This window comes from Zooshikella ganghwensis DSM 15267, from assembly GCF_000428585.1.
Taxonomy (GTDB): Bacteria; Pseudomonadota; Gammaproteobacteria; order Pseudomonadales; family Zooshikellaceae; genus Zooshikella; species Zooshikella ganghwensis.
In genome coordinates this window covers 1-19,656 of sequence record NZ_AUAF01000095.1, presented here as the reverse complement: position 1 = coordinate 19,656, position 19,656 = coordinate 1, and the positions used below count along the sequence as shown (strand labels likewise).

Below are 19,656 nucleotides of genomic sequence, written 5' to 3'. Positions count from 1 at the left end.
GTAAAATTGGATGATTGCAGTTTAAGGTTTATTTATTTCAATGAAAATTCGACTTAATACACCTTCCAACTCACACATCACCTGCTGGTTAGTAAAATGAAGTACTTTTAAGCCACAAGATTCAAGAAACTTATCACGTATTTCATCATAAACCATGCCTTCTGAGGTAAAGTGGCTTTCACCATCAATCTCAATGACTAAGCGTAACTCAGCACAATAAAAATCAACTATATAATGACCAATAGTATGCTGGCGTCTAAATTTAACTCCTAATTGTTTCTTACGCAGAGCACTCCATAACATTCTTTCTGGCTCAGTCAGATTAGACCGCAATGCTCTTCTTCTGGTTAGACTGTTCTTGTCGTTTTTCACTGTGATTCAGTTTTGGTTTGATGCTTATGTGTGGTTATCTTGATTATAGATAGAGTTTAACTGGCCACCTTCATTAACCCCCTCCTAACCTCCCCCTTCAATAAAGGGTAGGAACTGATTGTGCTTAATTGAAACAAAAGTTGTCTGCTGCTTGCACGGTCTACTCCCTCCCTTGGCAAGGGGAGGGCTGGGGTGGGGTTTGTGGATTTATACTGCCAGTATCTTATTTGCCTGCAGGTTTAACTAACCCCCTCCTAGCCTCCCCCTTCAAAAAGAGGAGGAACTGATGGTGCTTACCTGAAACAAAAGTTGTCTGCTGCTTACACGCTCTACTCCCTCCCCTTAGCAAGGGGAGGGCTGGGGAGGGGTTTGTGGTTTTATACTGCCAGTATCTTATTTGCCTGCAGGTTTAACTAACCCCCTCCTAACCTCCCCCTTCAACAAAGGGGGAGGAACTAATGGTGCTTACCTGAAACAAAAGATGTTTACTGCTTGCACGGTCTGCTCCCTCACCTTAGTAAGGGTTGGGGTGGGGTTAAGATCTAACCATAAACATCATAAGCAGTACGTTTATTGAGGTATAAACATAAGGAGAAAAAGCTAAAATCAGAAGAGGAAAAGCAGTAAGGAGTGATGACAACGAAAATCTTGTATATTATTTATACGATAATATTCGTACTTTAGTTTTATGCGTTTATACTTCGTATAAAATATACACAACACACCACAAGCATTATTGCATATCATTTATACAACAAACCTTGTACGTAACTATGCGTAGAAACAGCTACTCATCGTTGAAAGCTAGACAGTTATCACTTTTTTATATACGCACATCAATACTAAAATGCTAACAGGTTGGCAATCATAAAACCTTTGTAGCATAATGCCGTGGCACATAGCATTTAATAAGTACGGCCGTTACACAACAATTGTTTTGCTATAGTAATGACTTTTGCATGACAAGAAAAAAGTATGTGACGGATTCTACATTTTAAAATATTAAATGCAACGTGTTTTGTTTTTTGGTTAGGAAGTAATCAAGACAGTAAAAGATAACTAATATATTGGCATGCAATGCAATAGCTGAAACTTCTCATATTAAAATATTGGAGAAGCGCTTTCCTTATCTTTAAATACATAGCAGTTTATGTTGATTTATAACTTAAATGTACCTTTATATAAAGGTATATTTTAAAGTTTAATCGCTGTACTTTTATGTATCTATCTTGGTTACTCTCTAAGCATACTATGAAGTCATTTAGGTATAAGTTAGGTGTATTAGGAGTTAAACCTTAGTCACTATAGATAAATGCATATTTGTAGCCTGCTAAATGTGGCTCTCCTTGTGTTTTTTATACAAATATGCTGATGGTTAAGGTCAGCAAAACCTCTCACTAAATACACAGCTCATATCTTCTACTCATAGAACATAACTGGATTGTTTGTTAGTAAAAAGAACGGAGAGAGACTCGAATGAAAAAACAACAAGGTTTTACGCTCATCGAATTGATGATCGTTGTAGCGATTATCGGTATTTTGGCTGCTGTTGCTATGCCTGCGTATCAAAACTATACAAAAAGAACACGTGTTGCTAATGCTATAGCTTCTGTGGAAAGTGTAAAAACAAAAATGGTTGAGCATTATGCATTCCAAGGAAGCTGGCCAGCTAACAATGCAGCACTAGGTAGTAGAATAGCAGGAGCAAACACTGAAGCAGGTGTATCAAGTATAACTATTACTAATAGTCAAATTTCTATTGGTTTTGGTCCTAGAGTTCAAACTGGTGGAAGACTTGTTCTACAGGCTCGAGATCTTAATGGTAATCTAGAATGGGATTGTGTAACTGCTTCTACTACATTAAGCACTGATATCAGACCTAAAATTTGTGACTAAATCCAGTCATAACATAAAACTTTACCTCTAAAAACATACGTAGGGGTATCAGCCCTACGTATACAGATATATCAAAATGAGTATTTGTAAAAAACTTCTTATCTACACTCTGTACTTACTATCATTTATTTGGATAAATTATCTCAATTTACCACAAAAGGTTGAGTCAGGAGACATCTCATTCCTTCCACTTATAGCTCCTGCATCAAGATTTATATTAACCTTATTACTTATACAAGCAGTAATATTTATTACATCTTTTCTTGTTAGCAGCAAGTATCCACTAACAATATCTGCTTTTATTAGTTTAACTCTTGTCTTAATAAACCAAAATATCTTTCCTTATAACAATATTTTTACACTATCTACAATCATAACTATAGTATTTATCATTAGCTCACTATTAATTGAAAAAAATTACAAAAACAAATATAAATTAAAAGTAAACAAAATTGCTTTTGCTTTGCCATTATTAGCTATTTCTGTTTTACTATTCTCATCAAATTCAAGCTTGCAGAAAAAACAAAAAAATATCGTTATTATAGGTATAGATGCTTTACGTCCAGATTTTCTTGGAATAAATGATACGCAACCTAGTATCACTCCAAATATAGATAAATTTCTAACTAACAGTACTTTCTATACAGACGTTACAACTCCATTAGCAAGAACATACCCTGCCTGGGTATCAATTCTTACAGGGCTTTATGGCACCAACACACATGCCCGTTTCAACTTAATGCCTAAAGGAATGGTTGACCGTCAGCACAACCTTCAAAATACTTTAAAGGAAAAAGGCTATACTACAATTTACGCAATTGATGAGCGCCGTTTCAATAACATAGATGAGACCTATGGTTTTGACTATGTGGTAGGCCCCAAAATTGGTGCGGCCGACTTTGTTCTTGCTAGCATATCAGATATTCCAATAGTCAATCTTACTTGCTTGACTTCAGCTGGAGAGTATATATTCCCTTATTCTTGTAATAATAGAGCTAAATACTCAACGTATATTCCTGAAAATTTTGTCGACTCAGTGGTGCGTACTGTAAAGGCGAACACAGGCAAGCCGTTATTTATATCTACACACTTTACTCTTCCGCATTGGCCTTTTCGCTACTCTCAACTAGAGATACCTGAGGGTCGTAAGTTTGATGAAAAGAAACCAAATCATTTTTTTTACATGGCTATGTTACAAGCTGTTGACAAGCAATTTCAGTATTTCATTGAACAATTAAAAAATACTGGTGTACTTGATAATGCTTTAGTTATTGTGTTATCAGACCATGGCGAAGGATTTATGTTAGATCAAGATAAACTTAAAAAAGGTATTGATGGAGTATCATTTAAAACTAATGCCATGGGACACGGTACTAACATTTTAAGCCTAGAACAATATCAAGTCGTGTTAGGTATCCAAAAGTTTGGAAAGTCAAACCAAAGTATAGTCAAAACAACACCTGTTTCACTGATTGATATTGCACCTACTATCTACGACTACTTAAATATTACCCCAGGCTATAAGCCTGAAGGTAAAGCGTTAAATTGGCAAGAAGGTGGAATTGAAGAAGATAGCGAGCGCTTCTTATTTATAGAGAGCAGTTTAAGTGTTGAAAGTATGAATAGCAGTCGCCTTGATGCGATAAAAGTCATGATGCAAGGCATACACTACTACACCACAACAAAAGAAGGCTTAGTAACCATTAAGCCAGAGCTTATTAACGAAACCATTGCAGCCAAACAACGTGGCGTTATCCATAAAGACTGGTTACTGGCCATGTTCCCTGATATGACCGATAACATGATTATCGTTAACCGGAAGGCCAAAACCTGGTGGCCACTAACTCATTATAAAGAAGAAAAGATGGCGCCTTGGCGCGAAATGCTCAGTGCACTGTGCACACATTACAAAAATGATGCAGGTTTTGACAAATACCAACTTTGTCAAAAATTTTCAGGTAGTTAAATGAAGTCTAAAGTAAGTTTACTCAATCAAGCGCCTTTTTGGGCGCTTTTTATTAGTGTTGGTTTTGCCCAATACTGGCAGTTATTAATTGGCCCAGCGAATGTTGATAGTGTTCGAGCTATTATCTGCCTTATTGAACTAGCCACCATTATTTATTTTCAATCTAAAAGCAACCACTCTACAAATTTACCCAAATGGATCATAATATCTTTTAGCATTTGGACTATTTCAACCATAGTATCAACAGCGTTATCCGTCAGGTTTTATTTTTCACTAATCACTCAACTCGAGTGGTTTACTCATGCAGTATTTACTTTTGTGCTAGCACAACATATTAAGAAACAACAATGGTATACGCTGATAACTGCTATTCCCTTTGCGCTTGTTTGTACTGCAACTTTCTATGTATATCGATGGTTTTCAATAGACGACCCACAGTCTTTCAACTGGGTAAATTATGCAACGCCTTTTACAAATATTCGGCAATTAGGCTACTTTTGTACTGTGGCTGCAATTATTTCACAATTTAGCTACCTTTTAAGTAATAATGATTTTCATAAAAAACTTTGGTTTATTGCTACAGTTATTTCTGTTAGCTTTTTAGTCTGGACAGCAGGCAGAGGTGCATTTTACTCTTACTTAATCACTACCATTTTAGCTTTGTTTCTTTTACCTACCTACAGAAAAAAACTAGTAACTACTACACTAATATCCTTAGCGTTTGGCTTTTTTGTAGCGATAGTTGCGTCTACAAACACTAGTGCAGGCGAAATTGAACATTTAAGCAGAATGTCAATTGCCGTCCGAATTGGTATGTGGATTGAAACCCTCCAAAGTTTATCTAGTTTTAAAACACTTCTGTTTGGTTATGGTGTCAATACTTATCAAGTCACATGTAAAAACTTTGTGTTTATGCAACCCCATAACGCTATTGTACAGGCTCTCCATGACTGGGGAACTATAGGCACAGTCAGCTTTCTTTCACTGATCGGCTATATACTGATTAATACACTCTTAAAAATCTACAAAAAAACTATTGAAAGTCATACTCAAATTATTGCTTTTTTTGCCGCAGTATCACTCTGCTTACACTCTTTAAATGCAGGCGTATTTTATCATTCCTACTCTATTTTAGTTTTTGCGCTGTGTATTGCTTATCTATTGCCAATATCGTTAAACAACGAAAAACCAATATTAACTACCACATACAAGAGCGTATGTAGCGGAGTTGTTATATTGCTCTTTTGCTTACATCTCACAAACACCTACTGGCTGATTAGACCCGTTATCCCAGCACCCAACTCTTTTGCTGCAACTATGGTGCGATCATTTCCTTCAACAACGTTAATCATTCACCGTTGGATTGAAGCTTGGTATAAGTATTATCCTTCAGAAGCTTTTGAGTGGACTCAATGGCTTCAGACCCATAGTAGTAATGATAGTTGGTATTATTATTATTTGGAGGCCCGTGTACAAGATGATATTGGTGAAAAAGACAAAGCAGCAATGCTGATTACTCAAGCCATTGAAAACGCCCCCCAACATCAGCAGCAACAATTAGTTGACTTCCAAAAGTCTATTAAAAACTGAGTGTAATACACATTTAGCCCCCTATGAAACTTTTACAAAAAGAGTATTCATAGGGGCTTATTCTAAATTTACTAGAGCTTCTCCCCTCCTTTATCTTCACACACCTGTCCCTTAACTACACTATACTTGTCATACAGTCTTATAACGTATAACAAGGAGTGTTCAATGAGTGATCAAGCAGTGTTGATGCTGGTGACCAGCCACAGTCAACTCACGGATGACAAGACCACAGGTTTATGGTTTGAGGAATTTGCCGTACCTTACGAACAAATAAAGCAAGCCGGCTTTGATATTACTGTTGCCAGTATTCAAGGGGGAAAAGCACCCGTAGACCAACAAAGCCTGCCCAAAGAGGGGGAACATGCAGAAGCGATGATGGTGTTAGAAAATACCATTCCCCTCACTGACGTAGCCCCTGCTAATTATTGTGGTTTATTTATTCCTGGGGGACACGGCACTATGTTTGATTTACCTAACAACCCGGCCGTAGCCTATGCCATTGGTTTTTATATTGAAAAGCATCAACCCGTTGCTGCGGTATGCCATGGTGTTTGTGCTTTAATCAATGATATACCTGGTTATGGCCCCCAGTTTGTCAAAGGACGTATTTTGACCTCATTTACCAATGAAGAAGAGCATGAAGTAGGTATGACCAACCATATGCCGTTTTTATTGGAAACCCGGTTGCGTGAACTTGGCGCTGATTATCGTGGGTCTGATAATTGGTCCGATCATATTGAAATTGATGGCTTATTAATTACAGGGCAAAACCCTCAGTCCAGTGAAAGCACAGCAAAAGCGTTTATTCGTGCTTTAAAGGATTAATTTTCCGTTTGTTTTTTAATCCTCTCCTAACCTCCCCCTTCAAACAAGGGGGGAGGGACTTAATGCAAAAAATATACTTTATATACCGCATATTCCCTCCCCTTGGTAAGGGGGGGTTAAGGTGGGGTTTGTACTCCATACCGTAAATTCAGTACTTATATTTACGCTCATTTAACCCCCTCCTAGCCTCCCCCTTCAAACAAGGGGGAGGAGCTGAATGCAAAAAATATACTTTATGAACCGCATATTCCCTCCCCTTGGTAAGGGGAGGGTTAGGGTGGGGTTTGTACTGCATACCGCAAATTCAGTACTTATATTTACGCTCATTTAACCCCCTCCTAGCCTCCCCCTTCAACAAGGGGGAGGGACTTAATGCGAAAATATCTCCCCGCAAATAGAGTAGAGAAACTAAAAGTTACGGCTCACCCCCTTCTCAATAAGATGTAAAGTTCAAGTGGGGGTTAGGCTTTATATTTTAAATTTGTCATGTTACCGTCACTAAAAAGCAACACATGGACAGTAAGTTGAGCGAAAAATGTGCAGTTTATAAGTCACTCATGACTAGTTAACGCTATCGTTTCGCTTATAAAAAAGAAAGGTAGTAGGCGTACTATGAAATATCACTTTCTCTCCCGCTGTGCTTTAGGCACATCACTCGCAGTAATTCTTTCTGGTTGTCAACACTATACCGAGCCTGCCCCAGCAACGTTAGTGGGCTATGCAAAACTACCTGCTGACAGCTTTGCTGAAGGGCCAGTGGCTGGTAAGCGTTTAGGGGCATCACCTATAAACGGCAAACATACGCCTTTTACAAAAGGGCAGCCGATCCAAGGTTTTTCAGCACTTTTAAAAAATCCCGATGGCACCTTTTTAGCCATGTCAGACAATGGCTTTGGTAAGGTGGAAAACTCTGCCGATTTTAATCTGCGTTTATATACTATTCAGCCTCAGCTAAAAACAAATGGTAAGCCTGATGCAGGTAAAGTTGAGGTAAATGGCTTTATTGAGCTACACGACCCTGATCAAAAAATTCCCTTTGCTATTGTTAACCACTTTACGCAACGGCGTATTTTAACCGGTGCTGATTTTGATATTGAATCTGTACGTCGTACTGCAGATGGCACGTTTTGGCTAGGCGATGAATTTGGTCCTTTTTTACTGCATGTGGATGCCAATGGCAAAGTATTAGAAGAACCTTACCGACTACCCAATTTTAGCCGGACAGGCCATTATTTAAATTCACCACAAAACCCTTATTTAGAAGAAGGCTCCAGCGTTCGTATTATGAATGCTGTTGCTCAACATACAGCACAACAGGGTGCAAATTATCAGCCGGTGTTTTCGCCTTACCATGTGATGTTGCAGGATAATAATCCAAGGGTAAGCCATTATGCCCGTGATAAAGACACCCCCAATGGTTTAAAGCTTGCGGCAAGTGATGTATTTGATATTCAGTCGATTCAGCAAGCGGGTTACCCTGTTGTTACCTGGACAGTGAATGATCTTCCAAGAATGCTAGAACTTATGGCGCTTGGGGTGGATGGTATTATTTCTGATCGTCCAGATTTATTGCTAACGGCAGTTAAGCAGTTTGATGGCAATAAAGATGGTAAGCCAGATTATCTAACCCCTGAAGGACTGATTGATAGCCAACGCTTTGATGCCCAAGGTCATCGTGGTGGTCGTAACTTGCGCCCCGAAAACACGTTACCGGCCATGGAAGTCGCGCTGGATAACCTGATGACAACGCTGGAAACAGACATTGGCATTACTAAAGATGGTGTAGCTGTGCTCAGTCATGACCCTTACTTAGAGGCAGAAAAATGTCGTTTAGGTAATAACCAGCCTTATACAGAGCACCAACAAAAGCTGATTAAAAACCTAACCCTAAAAGAAATCCAAAATCGCTTTATTTGCGATAAAGTGTTTCGTGGTAATTCTCAAGTTAATGACCCCAACCTATCACCCGTCACTTTGGCGTTTACCAAACAAGTGGGTTTAAAGCATAGCTATACACCACCCAGCATACAGCAGGTTTTTGGCTTCGTGCGTTTTTACCAACAGTTCTATACAACAGGTGCAGGTAAAAATCATCCACTTGCTGTTAAACGTAGTAAAGTGGCTGAGCAGGTTCGGTTTAATATAGAAACGAAATTAAACCCTCGCAGTGATCGTGATAAACATGGTGTCGTATATAAAAGCCGAACTGTAACACCTGAAAAAATGGCAATGATTTTGGCGAATACGATCAAACGCAATGGATTAACTAAGCGAGCGGATATTCAAAGCTTTGATTTTCGCTCACTGTTATATATTCAGAAAAACTATCCCGCTATTCGCACCGTTTACCTGATTGGTGATTTCCCCAATAAAGGTCCCTATGCTGATGATGGTACCAACTTGCAGGATGAACTGGGAAAGAACACGCCTTGGTTAGCAGGACTATACTGGCCCTACCGCAACACCGCCTTGGTTGATGGCATCAGCATCAATCGTAGCAGTGGCTTTGAAGGTATGGCATTGAGCGCTGATGGCAATACCTTATTTGCAATGCTCGAAGCACCTGTTATTGATAGCAAAAAGCGTGAGTTGCTCATTCATGTATTTGACCTCAAGCGCAAGGTGTTTACTGGGAAAAACTTTCGTTATCCTATGGCAGATAAGAGCAAAGCAATAGGTGACTTTACCATGATCAATGCTAAACATGGGTTGGTCATTGAACGTGATAATGAAGAAGGTACCGCTGAAGCCTTCAAAATGATCTACCTCATTACCCTACAAGACGATGGTCAGGTTTCAAAAAAGCCGTTGGTCAATTTAATGACAATTAAAGACCCTCATCAATTAGCCGATAGACAAGCTGGCGATTTTGGTGTCAGCAACGGTAAGTTTGCCTTTAGTTACATAACCATTGAAAACATTGAAGTGTTGGACGAGCAGCATATTGCGGTAATGAACGACAATAACTACCCATTCAGCATAGGGCGTCATTTAGCGTCTATGCAGCCAGATGACACTGAGTTTATTGTGTTACGCCTGCCTGAAAAGTTAGATTTATCACAATAAAATTGGCGAACAATTTGTTTTTCTCACCACAGTTAGGGCGTAATACTTCTTACGTCCTAATGCCCATTATGGACTCTGGGCTAATGTCTGCAAAAGTGCTAGTGTCTTTTTTAACCAGATAGGTTGAAAAGGAGCCACTATGCCACTACGTCTGAAGTGCTTGATCAGTTTTATTATTATCTTGTTAACAAGCATTGCCTGGATCAAACCTATTGACCAATCCACCGATGCAATTGTCACTGAGCACTTAAAAAGCGCTGCTGTTACGTTTGCCGCTGCACGATTGCTGAACGGTGCCATCTCTGTTGTACAAGGCACTGAGTTATCAATAGAACCTGTAGGTATAGGTCTTACCTTTAAAGCTGGGGAAATACTCGACCCAGTGAATGATATGGTAGAACGGTTTTCCTGGGTGATGCTGGCCAGTACTACTTCACTCGGTATTCAGAAGCTGTTGATACAAATGATCAGTGCCCAGTGGTTTAACATTATGCTCTCGACAATGGCAGCTTTGCTGATCTTCGCAATATGGATACCACGCGCTATTCCACGCACGCAACTCTGGTTTACTAAGCTGTTTTCACTGCTGATTGTGGTTCGCTTTGCCTTAACAATTGTTGTACTGGCTAATCATTTACTGCAGGTACACTTTCTTGCAGAACAACAACAGCAAGCAACTGAACACTTACAGATGACAACGCAGGCAATTGAAGACTTTCAACAACAGCACATGGAAGCGTCTCAAGAAGATAAATCATTTATGGACTCACTGCGTGATCGTTGGAATCAGGTGAGTCAACAGCTCAATCCCTCAAAGCAATTTGAGGCATTACATGCTAAAGCAAATCAAGCGATTGAAGACATGATGTTATTAATTGCCAGCTTTTTGCTACAAACTGTCTTATTACCACTATTATTTTTATGGGTGCTTGTAAAAGTGTCTGGATTTATTATGCGGTTTGAAGCTTTTCCTGCTAAAACGCTTACCTAACCACACTACTTAACCCCCTCCCAACCTCCCCCTTCAACAAGGGGGAGGAATTAAAAAAACCATACAGCTTATTCCATTCCTTTCAATAAAAAGCGGAATGAACACGCAACCTATTGCTATGTATATTATCCCCTCCCCATCAAGAGGCTGTCGCAAAACTACTGCGCTTGCAAATACTGCGTTAAAAATAGGCTCAAAGTACTCATTTATTAAGTATAAACTCCGCCTTTTCGCCGATTTTTGCCTTGTCTTTGCTTCGCTCATAACCTTTTGCGACAGCCTCTGAGTAAGGAGAGGGTTAGGGTGGGGATGGAAAATTAATGTGTTAAAAATACGCAAGCACTAACGACATATAAAATGGAATAATAATTATGCCCATGCCTGTACTGGCAAGTACTGCAACTGCAGCTTTTTGTGGTTGAGCATCCAACTCAACAGCTACTGCAATATTATTCGCGGCTAATGGCACCATCGACATTAGTAAAATGCCGTACAAAATCGTGCGATTAAAACTGTGGAAAACAAAGTGATCAATAATAATTGCAATGATGACGGCTGCAGGCCAAAAGATATATTTAACGATAGATGTGACTGCAATAAATTTCATATCAATATGACTACGCGATACCTGCGCTAACCCTAGTCCCACGATCATCATACCCAATACAGTATAAGCTCCTTTAAAGGCTTCCAGGCTTTCTGCTAAATTAGTAGGTAAATGGAAGCCCGCTAAATTTAAAAGCAAGCCCGTTGAAAATGCGTAAATTAAAGGTAATCGAGATATTTTGCGCAGACTATCCTGAATAGTAAAATTACCGCGTGCAGTAATATAAAAACCAACCGTGCTCTCAAATACCATAAAACCCATTAATGAAAATAGCACAACCGCAACGCCTTCTGCATCAAATAATGCCATTGCAATTGGCAATCCAAAATATCCGGTATTCCCCGTACCAGAAGAAAAAGCAAATAAATTACGTGTATTATCTTGCCATAAACGCCCTCCCCAGAGAAAAGCTATAAAAGCTAAGCTACAAGAAATACAAAAAAACATTATTGGTAGCATGGCATAGCTGAGCTTAATGGGTGCTTCCATCATGCCTGTAAAAATAACAATAGGCGCTACAACATAAATAAGAAGAGAAGAAAACGTACGGGTATTAAGAGGAAGGCGCTTTCCGGCCACATAGCCAAGCATAACAAGGATAAACAAAAAGGTAACTTTACTCAGCAGTATGTCAGTATCCATAGCAAGGGGTCCAACGGGTTAGGAAATAACAAAGGCTTATTGTACCGGATATCCGTTAGATGAATAATACGTAATATATGAAGCTTTACCTCGATCCAAGCACGCCTTTGACTACGCCCTTCACGAATCATTTTTAGGGTACAAAACCCATTGTCTGACAAAATAATTATCTATACCCAAAACGAAGGGTTTTTATACCCCAAGGACACAAGGGTGCGGCCGTCAAGCGATGAAGCCCCTGGGCAAGTTTACTGCTGTGAAACTTGAGGTAGCCACTTTAATTGATATAACAGCGCTGCTGGGCGGTTATATTAATAAGTGACTGGGGTGGCAGTTAAATGCTCCTGCATAAACTGCATTCCCACCATCCTTGGTAGTCAAGAGCGCTGACAACAAACCCTACTAATGTGTCGGGAACACATTAGAACAGCTTCGCTGGCCCGTTAGGGTGAGCGCTATGGATAGCGCACATAAAAATGATTCGTGAAGGGTATATTTACCAATGTTGACGATGTGAGCGCAATATTAATGTCAGCTAAGAGAACTCGAAAAGGTAAGCCACTCTTAACATAAGCCATCTAATCTGACTGTCCTATTCTTAACAGAGCATATCAATGTTGTTTTATATAACAGTTAATAATATGCTTGTTGACGAGCCTTATAAAACTACATAAGTATAAAAGCATATAACGTCAATTACTAAAACGGACATAGTCAATGACAGAAATAATTATTCGTTATTTTCATTATATTGGCATTATTGGTTTAGGTGCGACACTTGTAGCAGAACACTTACTTATTGCAAAAGAACTCACATCACAGCAAATTAGAAAAATCGCAATTGTAGATGCTATTTATGGTATTAGCGCATTAGTGACCTTAACTGCAGGGTTACTTTTATGGTTCGTGGTAGGAAAACCTGCAGACTATTATCTTAAGAACTGGATTTTTCACACCAAAATTTCACTCTTTATTTTAATTGTTCTTCTTTCTATTTACCCTACCATATTTTTTATAAAAAGCCGCAAAAGTGCTTTAAAAAATATATCCGTATCAAAGTCTATTCCTATCATTATTCGAGTAGAGTTAACTTTATTTTTGTTAATGCCTTTACTTGCACTTTTGGTTGCAAGAGGCTACGGCAGTTTTTAAACAGGAAGGGATTTTTTGATGGGTATCATATCGACCAAAAATGCAGAACATTATACCTGGGGTGAAATGTGTGATGGTTGGCACCTGACTAAATCAGCAAACTTAAGTGTTATTCAAGAGTGTGTACCTCCGGGTTGTTCCGAAGTTAAACACCATCACCAACAATCAGAGCAATTCTTTTACGTTTTAGCAGGTCAAGCCACACTTGAAGTCGAAAACCAAACGTACATATTGAACACTAACCAAGGTTTCAATATAACCCCAGGGGTCAACCACAAGCTCAGTAATCAGGGAACTGTAGATTTACACTTGCTGGTGATTTCATCTCCTCCAAGCCATGATGATCGTATTCCCCTGGAGTGATAAAGCTCAAGTTGCCAGATCTGCATTCACCCATTATGATCAATGGTTAAACGGATAAGCAGGTGTTTTAAATGAAGTACTCAATCACTATTGCGCTGGCTGTACTGCTTGTAAGTACCAAGGGAATAGCCGACATAAGCCCTACAACCAAGAATGAAATTACCCATCTATTAGAGTTTGTCCAAAACACCACATGCAAGTATGAACGAAATGGTGAGATGCATGCAGGCAGTGAAGCGGTAGAGCATATTCAAAAGAAATATGACTACTTTCAAGACAAAGTGAAAAGCACTGAAGATTTTATTCGTTATAGCGCTACCAAAAGTGAATTATCTGGCAAGCACTATCGTATTCATTGCAAAGGGGAAGCTGTACAAAACAGCTCATCTTGGTTATTGAAAGAGCTAAATGCCTACCGCCAGTCTACACATTAGTTCATAGTAGATAGCAGGTAGGCATATCTGTAGTAAGTTACTTAACCAACCAATCTACAAAGGGGGATGGGGAGGGTGAAATAAAAAATAACGCCGCTACAATTCCACCCATTAACACCGAGTTTAGTGGGTTCTTAAAATCGATAGGTTTTAATGCCGTACCAAAAGATTTTTTAATTCGTGCACCCGCAATATCAACACTGTATATTTCATCAAGTGTGAGATGAATCAAAAAACCAAACGCAATTGCAATACCACTACCCCAGGCTAATACTGGGTTAGCTTGCAGTGCATAGTGACAGAGCGCAATTGTAATCGACATAAAAAATGCACCTGCCAACAGTGAATGGTAAATACCCCGGTGCACGCTAAACTTTGCAAATACTTTATAACCAAGAATGCGTACACTTAAAAATACGGAAAAACCTATTAACAGCAAAAAAGGTGTGGCTGGCACTGGTTTTAGGTGTGTAACGACTAACACGACTGACCCAACAGCAAGCGCGGTAAATAACGCTTTAACTGGCTTAGCATGATCAGAATCAATATCAGGCAAAACACCACCAATACAAATAAGCAGCCATGTTGTCAGCGCTTGGGAGATTGATAGCCAGCCTTCTCCCAATCCCACAATAGATACAACGCCACCTGCTGCTGCAGCAACATTAATGTGTGTGTTAAAGTTCGCCATAAAAACCCAAAATTACTTAGCTTAACTCAAATACTAAATCACTAATATTAACCATTTGTCGTATATATAGCTAATCGGACTTTGGATTACTTGATAAAAAGAAGGAACTGTTTAGAAGCGAAGTTGTTAAAGGATAATCTGGACAGGCTTTATTGTTAAATAAGCAGTGAGCAGTGTGGTGGTAAATATACCCAATACAAATGGTTTTTAGGTGCAGCCATCGAGTGATGAAGCCCCATGAGCCTATATTAATAGGTGATTGGGGTGAGGAGTGAAGATAACAAAACCTAGAAATCATTCGTGAAGGGTATTTACTCTTGAAGCCATAAATGCCCTATGTGGACAAGGGCATTTAAGTTCAGTGTTATTGGAAATAACACGAAGAGTGTAAGTAAACTAGTGTCTTACGCCAATCTTGAGCAGCGCAATTGAACTAGTATCATCATCATCCATAAGACAGTGACCAGCCACTACACAGTCAATATGGTCATCAGGCTCTGGTAGTTCACCTAACAAGTCCAAAGACCCTATCTTCTCTACCCAGTCACCATGAGGTGTGGCATAGCGAATTTGAAAATGGTCTGGATCAATTAGCCGACGATACAACCAGGGAAAACCATTGATGGGTTTATCGTGGACTACCACCCAACCATCAGCTGTAGTAATCGCCATTTTAACTCCTTTTACCCTTTTGTCGTTTAATATCCTGGAAGCCCAAACTGTATAAAAGAATGAAGGTAAAGTGTACAAGCTAGTTCTCATACCGATACCATTCTGCATATATCAGATTTAATTCTTCTATCTTACATCGAATAAACTATGTTAAATATATCAAGCTTCACTGTAGCAAACGAGCCTGGGTATAAATCTGCTACTACATCAATTATTTAGTAAACATGTATACCAATATATTGGTCTACTACCAATTTCTTTAATTAAGAAAACAGCGTTTCAATATTTATCTGCATTGACAATCAATAAACGCTCATTACATGCAACGAGCTTTAGGCACTGCACTCTATAATAAGTATATATATGTACTTAACCCTTAGCTCAATTGATCAAATTAAAAAATACATCATATTGTGTATACCTATTTTAAGTCAATTCGTTTATCGACCACTATTAGCCGTTAAGCAGTAAACTGACATATACCCTTCACGAATCATTTTTAGGGTTTGTTGTCAGCGCTCTTGAACACTAAGGATGATGTGAATGCAGTTTATGCATAATGACATGGATGTCATATAGTAGAGCAATGCAGGAGCTATTGCCGAGGAGCATTTAACGGCCGCACCCTTGTGCCCTTGGGGTATAAAAACCCTTCGTTTTGGGTATACTTGCCTTTAAACTCAGAACAATTGCAAATCCACTTTTTGCTATACATCAATCACTTTTAAAAGAGCACCCGTGGTATTTCCCAGTGATATGATTTTGATGTCGGCCTGTGATAAACAAAAGAATACCGCACACCTCACAATTGGAACGATAGAACAATTATAAATTATTCATCCCTAAAGAAATGATTTGTCAAACTAGTAGCGTTACAAGTCGCTTCTCAGAACAAACCCCATTCTTTTAAAAGGCAAATATGGCTTGGAAGTATCCTATAGTGACTCAATTACAATATCAGTCTGAGGTATGCAAGAGCATGCCAATGCAATTCCGTTTTCCTTTTCATCTTCTGTCAATGCGTAATCAGCAACATGGTCATATGAGCCTGAGGTTACCTTTACCTTACAAATACCACATACACCTGCACGACAGGAATAATCTAAATCCAGGCCAGCCATTTCTCCCTGCTCTAGTAATGTATCCTGACTATTGCCATCCTCAATAAATGTATCCCAGCTATCAAAAAGCACTGTAATACTTCGCTGGTCTTTAACAGGCTTATCTTTAATGGCAAGCTGAAAATGCTCTTCGTATATTTCTTTTGCCATCAATGCCCAACATGCTTCACGCATATCAGCCATATAACTTTCACCACCGCAAATATAAACGGCACGCTGATTTATATCAGGTACCATTTGCTGAATTTTTGACTGATTCAATCTACCTTTAAATCCTGGCCAGCTCATATCACTTTGGGTGAGGCAGAATATTAATTGCAGTGCTGGATAATGCCTGGCAATCACTTTCAGTTCATCAGCACTTACTAAATCAATTTCTGTTTTAGCTGTATAAATCAGGATAATGTCTTTATCAGATTTTTGCTGACTCCAATAACGAATCATAGACAGCATTGGAGTAATTCCACTACCCGCAGCCAACAGTAAGACTTTTTGATTCTCTGTTGCTTCATTATGAAACAAACCTTCCGGCTTGCTTGATTTTATTAACGTACCACTTTGACAATACTCATGGAGCCAGTTAGAAAATACGCCATCTTTAGTACATTCCACGGTAATAGCAAAACTATTTGTATTATTTGGCGCCGAGGAGACTGTATAGCAACGAGAAATAGACTCTCCATTTATTTCCTGATGCAGTGTTATATACTGACCTGCTTTAAATGATAGCGCCCAGTCCTCCTGCAATTTGAACCAAAAAGTGACGGTATTCCAAGTCTCCTGTACTCGATGCAGACATTTTAAATGACCTTGTTCTGTTGCAGGCCAAGGTGGTTTCTTACTGTTAGTATTTTTATTTTCTTTATCAATTTCAATGGTGTCTTTTTCTGGAGACAGAGACTCTGCTTCAGAAAGCTGATTCTTAACATTAACATTTGTTGATGCCACCATTGAACGAAGATCGATGTATACAGGTTTTGCTTTTGTTGAGACAATCTCAACGACATCACCAACGTTAATTGCACCTTCATTTAGCGCTATCAAGTTCTGGCCGAAATCAACTCTCCCTTCTATATCACGCCGATAGGTCATTAACGTTTTCAATGGCTCATTGTTTGGACTTTTTTGCAACGTCTTTGGATTAACTGTGGTTAAAACACAACGAGTGCATGGCCTAACAACTAAAAACTCGACCTCACCAATAAGAATACGATCCCATCCATCTTCTGCGAATGCATCACTGACGCCAGAAACCACCAGGTTTGGTCTAAACTGGTTCATATTTATAGGCTCAGCAGTGTAACGATTAAGGTCAGCTAATGACTCTTCTGAGATAAGCAATAGTGGAAAGCCATCGGCGTAGCTTACCTTATACTCTGGATTGTTTTTAATAGCTCTCGTACTGTCACTTCCCTGATATAGCAACGTACAAGGTTTACCTAAATAATCTGAAAACCATAGATCATAGGCTTGGCTACCATGCATCCCATCAGTTTGCTTCCCCCAGATTTCTAAAGACTGCTTCTGGCATTCAGTAAACAGTCGATAGTCAATAGCGAGGGAATCCATACCTGGAGCAGAAAGTTGTAATCCTTCCACAGTCAAGCTAGCACAGACTTGTAATAATTTATGTTCAGTACGCGCAGTAATGAACTTATTTTGTTGATCAACTAATACAAAACGTCGGTCAAATGCCAAGCCCTGAGGTTCAACATAAGAAGAAGACAGTGAAATACCTGCCGTCGATTTAACAGGGTAAATCGTGATGCCTGAAAGTATCGGTTGAGTTTCCTGCATGGCACATCTCCTGGGTATGCTTATTCTGACATCTACAGCTATTACCCTTTACAAATCATAAATCTGCGCATTTTAGTGGAGGCAGTTTACCTGCCCAAGAGGCACTTGCACAATAAGACTAAAGTAGCGATCATTGCTTCAAGCCCCCTCTTACCCCTGTATGATTTGTTGCTGGGAATAAAGAACGAATGAGTAATAATGATATCTTAAAAAAGCTTCCACTTGGGCAAACAACTGAGTATGTTTGTCACTATAAACCAGACCTGCTTCACCCCGTTCCTAGACAACTTAATCGGACAGAGATTGGCGTGAAAGATGAGGCTTTACCCTTTCATGGTGAAGATCTTTGGACTCTCTATGAATTATCTTGGCTTAACACCAAGGGTAAACCCTGTGTAGCGACAGGTGAAGTGCGGATTGATGCTTCAACCCCTCATTTAATCGAGTCAAAATCCTTTAAGCTGTACTTAAATAGTTTTAATCAAACCCAATTTGATTCTCTAGAAGAGGTCACATCAACCTTACAACGAGATTTATCTGCATGTGCTGGTGGTGCTGTCACTGTACAAATCCACCCATTATCTGATGCCTCGCTCCAAATGGCAGAGTTAGATGGGACGCTGTTGGATGAGCTTGATATAAGTGTTAATCACTATGAGCTAAACCCTGCTTTACTGGAAAATGCTACGTCAAATACAGTTGTATCAGAAACACTGCATAGCCACTTATTGAAATCAAACTGCTTGGTAACAGGGCAACCCGACTGGGGAAGTGTTCAGATTCATTATCAAGGCCCTCAGATTGATCGAGAAGCCTTATTAAGCTATATCATCTCTTTTCGACAGCACCAAGAGTTTCATGAACAATGTGTCGAACGTATTTTTGTTGATATTCAACGTTATTGTGCACCTGAAAAGTTATCTGTCTTTGCTCGTTACACCCGCCGTGGCGGCTTAGATATCAACCCATTCAGGAGTAACTTTGAAGCTGCTCCAACAACCAGTTTGCGATTAGTACGTCAGTAACTAATAGCTGCGGCATACTAGAACTATCACATAAAGCTTAGCTGGAGGGGATAGTTTTAGATTATGCCGGCTGAAAACAATGGCTGGATATATTATTTCGAACTGTTTACTGCAAGCAAGCCAAAGCTATCCAAGAAGAAAAACCATATAAATAAACTAATAAGGCTAAAGATATTGCAAAAAAAGGGGGGGGGGAAACAGGAGTAATAAGATGGTGGGTCGTGCAGGATTCGAACCTGCGACCAATTGGTTAAAAGCCAACTGCTCTACCGACTGAGCTAACGACCCAACGGGCCGCTTATAATACAGATATATTTCAGTATTGCAACCCTTTAGTCAAAACCCTTATATTAACGCGATGCTCGACTTTTATTAGTTTGAAATGACAACCCCTGACCCCAACCTTTGTTTTGCCGAAACAAATTCAAAGGGACAGGGGATGTCAG

The 19,656-nt window shown here is 39.3% G+C and carries 15 protein-coding genes and 1 tRNA gene; 10 read left to right on the top strand and 6 right to left on the bottom strand.

Translation table 11 applies throughout. The features are described from left to right. Nucleotides 1-21: 21 nt before the first annotated feature. Nucleotides 22-372 carry an endonuclease domain-containing protein gene (locus F607_RS0117765; protein ID WP_027709180.1) on the bottom strand — a complete coding sequence of 117 codons (351 nt, stop codon included), beginning with the start codon at nt 370-372 and terminating at the stop codon, nt 22-24. Nucleotides 373-1,848: 1,476 nt separating this feature from the next. On the opposite strand from F607_RS0117765, the gene F607_RS35825 reads away from it, so the two are divergent. The 6 genes from F607_RS35825 (at nt 1,849) to F607_RS0117735 (ending at nt 10,706) form a co-directional block, all read left to right on the top strand. Beyond that, a complete protein-coding gene (locus tag F607_RS35825; protein ID WP_027709179.1) occupies nt 1,849-2,268 on the top strand; it encodes a pilin in 420 nt (139 codons plus the stop codon). A gap of 76 nt (nt 2,269-2,344) precedes the next feature. Beyond that, nucleotides 2,345-4,234: a sulfatase-like hydrolase/transferase gene (locus tag F607_RS30275; RefSeq protein ID WP_051311596.1), complete on the top strand. Its 1,890-nt coding sequence runs from the start codon at nt 2,345-2,347 to the stop codon at nt 4,232-4,234. Next, nucleotides 4,235-5,824, top strand: coding sequence for an O-antigen ligase family protein (locus F607_RS0117750; protein ID WP_027709178.1), 1,590 nt, complete (start codon nt 4,235-4,237; stop codon nt 5,822-5,824). A gap of 165 nt (nt 5,825-5,989) precedes the next feature. After that, a complete protein-coding gene (locus tag F607_RS0117745; protein WP_027709177.1) occupies nt 5,990-6,649 on the top strand; it encodes a type 1 glutamine amidotransferase domain-containing protein in 660 nt (219 codons plus the stop codon). A 612-nt stretch (nt 6,650-7,261) separates the two neighbouring features. Further along, the gene (locus F607_RS30270; RefSeq protein WP_051311595.1) at nt 7,262-9,715 is read left to right on the top strand and encodes an esterase-like activity of phytase family protein; all 2,454 of its coding nucleotides are present in this window, start codon (nt 7,262-7,264) and stop codon (nt 9,713-9,715) included. A 139-nt stretch (nt 9,716-9,854) separates the two neighbouring features. Next, entirely contained in the window at nt 9,855-10,706 is an 852-nt protein-coding gene (locus F607_RS0117735; protein ID WP_027709176.1) for a hypothetical protein, read from the top strand. Nucleotides 10,707-11,031: 325 nt separating this feature from the next. On the opposite strand, the gene F607_RS0117725 is transcribed toward F607_RS0117735, so the two are convergent. Next, nucleotides 11,032-11,955: an AEC family transporter gene (locus F607_RS0117725; protein ID WP_051311594.1), complete on the bottom strand. Its 924-nt coding sequence runs from the start codon at nt 11,953-11,955 to the stop codon at nt 11,032-11,034. Between the two features lie 717 nt (nt 11,956-12,672). On the opposite strand from F607_RS0117725, the gene F607_RS0117715 reads away from it, so the two are divergent. From F607_RS0117715 to F607_RS0117705, 3 genes are all read left to right on the top strand, one after another. After that, entirely contained in the window at nt 12,673-13,107 is a 435-nt protein-coding gene (locus F607_RS0117715) for a DUF2214 family protein (protein ID WP_027709173.1), read from the top strand. 18 nt (nt 13,108-13,125) lie between these two features. Continuing rightward, complete coding sequence (locus tag F607_RS0117710) at nt 13,126-13,470, top strand: cupin domain-containing protein (RefSeq protein ID WP_027709172.1); 345 nt, start codon at nt 13,126-13,128, stop codon at nt 13,468-13,470. Between the two features lie 71 nt (nt 13,471-13,541). Further along, nucleotides 13,542-13,904, top strand: a complete 363-nt coding sequence (locus tag F607_RS0117705; protein ID WP_027709171.1) for a DUF5329 family protein — start codon at nt 13,542-13,544, stop codon at nt 13,902-13,904. Nucleotides 13,905-13,941: 37 nt separating this feature from the next. Here F607_RS0117705 and F607_RS0117700 read toward each other — a convergent pair whose 3' ends face one another. From F607_RS0117700 to F607_RS0117690, 3 genes are all read right to left on the bottom strand, one after another. Further along, nucleotides 13,942-14,595, bottom strand: a complete 654-nt coding sequence (locus tag F607_RS0117700) for a metal-dependent hydrolase (RefSeq protein ID WP_027709170.1) — start codon at nt 14,593-14,595, stop codon at nt 13,942-13,944. A 396-nt stretch (nt 14,596-14,991) separates the two neighbouring features. Further along, the gene (locus F607_RS0117695) at nt 14,992-15,267 is read right to left on the bottom strand and encodes a hypothetical protein (RefSeq protein ID WP_027709169.1); all 276 of its coding nucleotides are present in this window, start codon (nt 15,265-15,267) and stop codon (nt 14,992-14,994) included. A 935-nt stretch (nt 15,268-16,202) separates the two neighbouring features. Next, a complete protein-coding gene (locus F607_RS0117690) occupies nt 16,203-18,185 on the bottom strand; it encodes a hybrid-cluster NAD(P)-dependent oxidoreductase (protein ID WP_027709168.1) in 1,983 nt (660 codons plus the stop codon). Between the two features lie 188 nt (nt 18,186-18,373). Here F607_RS0117690 and queF point away from each other — a divergent pair, with 188 nt between their 5' ends. After that, nucleotides 18,374-19,210 (top strand): NADPH-dependent 7-cyano-7-deazaguanine reductase QueF, encoded by an 837-nt coding sequence (gene queF / locus F607_RS0117685; protein WP_027709167.1) that lies wholly within the window; start codon nt 18,374-18,376, stop codon nt 19,208-19,210. A gap of 212 nt (nt 19,211-19,422) precedes the next feature. On the opposite strand, the gene F607_RS0117675 is transcribed toward queF, so the two are convergent. Then, nucleotides 19,423-19,498: transfer RNA gene (locus F607_RS0117675), tRNA-Lys, on the bottom strand. Between the last annotated feature and the right edge of the window lie 158 nt (nt 19,499-19,656).

Excerpts from the sequence above, each read along its gene's own strand:
- F607_RS35825 (WP_027709179.1), top strand. The coding sequence starts at position 1,849 with ATGAAAAAACAACAAGGTTTTACGCTCATCGAATTGATGATCGTTGTA.
- F607_RS30275 (WP_051311596.1), top strand. The coding sequence starts at position 2,345 with ATGAGTATTTGTAAAAAACTTCTTATCTACACTCTGTACTTACTATCA.
- F607_RS0117750 (WP_027709178.1), top strand. The coding sequence starts at position 4,235 with ATGAAGTCTAAAGTAAGTTTACTCAATCAAGCGCCTTTTTGGGCGCTT.
- F607_RS0117745 (WP_027709177.1), top strand. The coding sequence starts at position 5,990 with ATGAGTGATCAAGCAGTGTTGATGCTGGTGACCAGCCACAGTCAACTC.
- F607_RS30270 (WP_051311595.1), top strand. The coding sequence starts at position 7,262 with ATGAAATATCACTTTCTCTCCCGCTGTGCTTTAGGCACATCACTCGCA.
- F607_RS0117735 (WP_027709176.1), top strand. The coding sequence starts at position 9,855 with ATGCCACTACGTCTGAAGTGCTTGATCAGTTTTATTATTATCTTGTTA.
- F607_RS0117725 (WP_051311594.1), bottom strand. The coding sequence starts at position 11,955 with ATGGATACTGACATACTGCTGAGTAAAGTTACCTTTTTGTTTATCCTT.
- F607_RS0117715 (WP_027709173.1), top strand. The coding sequence starts at position 12,673 with ATGACAGAAATAATTATTCGTTATTTTCATTATATTGGCATTATTGGT.
- F607_RS0117710 (WP_027709172.1), top strand. The coding sequence starts at position 13,126 with ATGGGTATCATATCGACCAAAAATGCAGAACATTATACCTGGGGTGAA.
- F607_RS0117705 (WP_027709171.1), top strand. The coding sequence starts at position 13,542 with ATGAAGTACTCAATCACTATTGCGCTGGCTGTACTGCTTGTAAGTACC.
- F607_RS0117700 (WP_027709170.1), bottom strand. The coding sequence starts at position 14,595 with ATGGCGAACTTTAACACACACATTAATGTTGCTGCAGCAGCAGGTGGC.
- F607_RS0117695 (WP_027709169.1), bottom strand. The coding sequence starts at position 15,267 with ATGGCGATTACTACAGCTGATGGTTGGGTGGTAGTCCACGATAAACCC.
- F607_RS0117690 (WP_027709168.1), bottom strand. The coding sequence starts at position 18,185 with ATGCAGGAAACTCAACCGATACTTTCAGGCATCACGATTTACCCTGTT.
- queF (WP_027709167.1), top strand. The coding sequence starts at position 18,374 with ATGAGTAATAATGATATCTTAAAAAAGCTTCCACTTGGGCAAACAACT.